Source organism: Acinetobacter sp. AS5 (genome assembly GCF_048957595.1).
GTDB lineage: Bacteria > Pseudomonadota > Gammaproteobacteria > Pseudomonadales > Moraxellaceae > Acinetobacter.
Window position 1 is genome coordinate 1 of the sequence record NZ_JARDAL010000103.1, and the last position, 3,393, is coordinate 3,393.

The window sequence follows — 3,393 nt, forward strand, 5'->3', positions numbered from 1 at the left end:
TGTCATATTGAAAAGTTTCAAGTAAGACGATCTAAACTGATTTTGAATCATATTTTTTCAGCCTTGATGGCCTACGTTGAGATACAAAAGAACCAGTTTGAGCGGATCTTTGAAAATGTATACCGTTGGCAGAAGAAATTATTTAGACCAGTTATCAAAAACTTCATTGATGACTTTATTCTCGATAAAAATCATCTGCTACCACAGAGAATCTATAAATAATAGTGCGTAAGTCCTAGTATATTTAATTTTTAAAAGAGTTTCTAGTTCATGTGAGCTATTTAAAATTCTAAACTGCTGTTATAGCCGTTTAGAGACGCTAATCACGACAAGCTCCAAGATGCCAGGTCTACTCTTTAGACGAAATTTGGTAGGTTTTTTTATCGACGACATCAATCCGAATTCTGTATTTTTGATTATTTTCTATGTCATGTTATGTCATTGCTGCTACGACTTATCTGCTATACAAATTGAGTGAATAGTAAATTGCATATTCCTATGTAAATCTACCCCCTATTCCTATTTGCACCCTACCATTCATTTCTGTTCGTATAAGCCACTAGGCATGCCAAACTCTTGATTAATGGTATCAATATTGATACTATTAATCATTGGCACTATTGAGCATTTAAATGGCAAATCTTGATCAACTTATAGAACAAATGCGGAATAATCCAAAAAATATCCGCTATGTCGATTTACTCAAGGTTTGTAAGCAATATTTTGGTGAACCAAGACAAACAAGTGGTAGTCACACGGTATTTAAAACACCGTGGCAAGGCGATCCTCGTATTAATCTTCAAGATGATAGCGGAAAGGCTAAACCTTATCAGGTTAGGCAAGTATTAGCTGCACTTGATAAACTTAAAACATTGTGAGGTGTCAAATGGATAGCAAACAATTTACTTATCGTGTTACATGGTCAGCAGAAGATAATGAGTATGTTGGTCTATGTGCCGAATTTCCGTCACTGTCTTGGCTCGATGCAGAACAATCTAAAGCATTCTCAGGGATTGTTGATCTTGTTGCTGAAGTTGTAGCAGATATGATCAGCAATAATGAGAAATTACCTGTACCGCTTTCAGAAAAAAAGTATAGCGGACGGTTTGCTGTTCGTGTTCCATCAATGGTTCATCAAAAACTAGCACTTGAAGCTGCGGAGCGTGGTGTGAGTATGAATCGTTTGGTATCGGCAAAATTGGCTATGTAGTTTTATATCTTGATGGTCTACTTGGAATGAGAATGACTGGTAGACCATAAACAAGAATAGCTGGTTGGTTTATCCAATAATTTGCAGAAAATGGAATAAAAATTTATCTAGACCTATCTACACATAATTTTCGTTAAAAATTAATATTCAATTTTTAGCAAGAATAGCGTTATATTTTGATCAAAAAAAATGCCCAGAGAGGGATCAATGGGCAAAACTAAGGACCTTGACGGTCATTCAGAAACTACAGCTAGGTTCTAGCTATGATTCTGCATTTAATTAAGAAAAGCTACACTGGCTGAATGTATCAAAAGTTGAATCATGTGATTTATCATTAATTAATACAGTTGAGAAAACAAGATCATAGCCCTGCTGATTAATACAGTAACTCACCAAACAAATCCGCTCTGATCTCTTCTAAGCTGAGATCTGATTTCATTCTATTACAAAGTGGATGAACCAGCAGACCATTCTCTAGCACCCCTTGGCCACCTGCGGCTTTGGCAATCCGATGATCCGATTCAGTAGAATCGAGATAGATTAATCCATCACAAATGGGGCAAAAGTTATGATTACCCACCAGAAAATTGTGCTTAAGCAAATTTTTGGTTAATGCTGAAAAGGCCTTGGGCTTTGATCGAGAGATCGGGCTAATCGATTCCACATATCCGACTACATGCTCTACAACCCCATCATCATAATTACCCAAAAATCTTTCAGAGTAAAACTCGTTAAAGTTGATGTACTTAAAAGCCTTTGACATCGACAAAATGAAGGTATTCAGGCATTCTTTATCTTTAAAATCAATATCCATTTCTAGGCTTAAACAGATAAATGCCTTATAAACGATTTGCAGTCGATCATAGCCTTTAATCCCACTCCCGAACTTGCCGACCGTTTCAGTGATCGCCACTGGAAAATTGGCAATCAAGAATTCAATACTACTGCGGACGCGTGTAAACTCTTTAAAGCTAATGGTTCTATGATGAATCTGCATGATGCTTTCATGGATTTCAAACACAATAGCAAACCATGCGAGAAAGGAAGTAATCTGAAAACGCTGGTCTTTATAAAAATATAAGAATGGAGGTAAACCCAAACTCGGAACCCCAGTATTTTTTACAGGAGTTGCCATTCTGCAAAGGATCGTAAACAGATGCGACATGATCTTTTCAACGCGTTCACCCTGATTCAGGCTCATAATATTATGAATCTGATCACCCGCAATGATATTCATGAGTTCATTGACCAAGCCAATTTTTTTGCCATGACTCATTTCAGTGTCTAATAAGATGGTAGAGAAAAGCAGCTGATGGATCTTCTCCCCCAACTCGATCAGCTCATTTAAACGTGTATATTGAAGCTCTTCTAAATTGGATTTATTGTCATTGATATAGCAACAGGCATAGATCGCATAATATGCATCACTCCCCCGACTTCTTAGATGATATTCCTCATATTTATCCAGGCGTTTAGTATCTGAGTTAATTGATTGAAATACGCGTCGTGCATCTTCTGGAGTACCAAGCACTTGCCTGAAACTGATTTTAATATCTTCTAATTTGGACTTTTGTTCTGCAAATTTGGCATCAGTACAAATTTTTTGGAAGTCAGCCAGATCCCCTAAATGACTTCGGAGGTAACGAATATCCTCTTTCTGTTGGTCATTAAAGTTAGGTGCTTGATTGACTTGTTCATCAGCAAAATAGCGATTGATCCACGCATAAATACTCGAAAGACGATGCGCCCCATCGATAATATAAATATTATTTTTAATATCTTTCCAATACAAGATACACAAATTGATATTCTGATCTTCTGTGCAATCCTCAATAAAGTTTGCAATTTCTTGCACACTCCAATATTCAGTAGAGCGCTGATTATCGGCTTTGAATAAACATTTAAGGATTTCGTGCCGGGCAAAATCAGTCAGTGTAACCTCAAAATTGTCTCGTTGCTTTGAAGGAGACATTTCTGCTAGTGACATGACTTTACGCTGAATAATATTCGTTAGTAATCGTGTTGGACCCATTTTTATTTTCTCCAGGCAGCACTTTCCTATATTCGATAAAGTACGAAATTTGAAAGTGCATATCGTTCAATTTGGGGCTTTGTTGCACAAAGATTTGAAATGCAAAGCGCCCCTAATTGAGCCAAATTTAAGGCGTAACTTGGGTAAGTGG

At 36.9% G+C, this 3,393-nt stretch carries 3 protein-coding genes and 1 pseudogene; 3 read left to right on the forward strand and 1 reads right to left on the reverse strand.

Going from position 1 to position 3,393, the window contains the following annotated elements; translation table 11 throughout:
- From PV763_RS17150 to PV763_RS17160, 3 genes and pseudogenes are all read left to right on the forward strand, one after another.
- A pseudogene (locus PV763_RS17150) lies at positions 1-222 on the forward strand (IS701 family transposase); the annotation flags it as partial.
- Between the two features lie 410 nt (positions 223-632).
- Positions 633-878, forward strand: a complete 246-nt coding sequence (locus PV763_RS17155; RefSeq protein ID WP_063454489.1) for a hypothetical protein — start codon at positions 633-635, stop codon at positions 876-878.
- A gap of 8 nt (positions 879-886) precedes the next feature.
- The gene (locus PV763_RS17160) at positions 887-1,210 is read left to right on the forward strand and encodes a type II toxin-antitoxin system HicB family antitoxin (protein ID WP_063454488.1); all 324 of its coding nucleotides are present in this window, start codon (positions 887-889) and stop codon (positions 1,208-1,210) included.
- A 376-nt stretch (positions 1,211-1,586) separates the two neighbouring features.
- On the opposite strand, the gene PV763_RS17165 is transcribed toward PV763_RS17160, so the two are convergent.
- Positions 1,587-3,242 carry an HNH endonuclease signature motif containing protein gene (locus tag PV763_RS17165; protein WP_420938261.1) on the reverse strand — a complete coding sequence of 552 codons (1,656 nt, stop codon included), beginning with the start codon at positions 3,240-3,242 and terminating at the stop codon, positions 1,587-1,589.
- Positions 3,243-3,393: the final 151 nt, after the last annotated feature.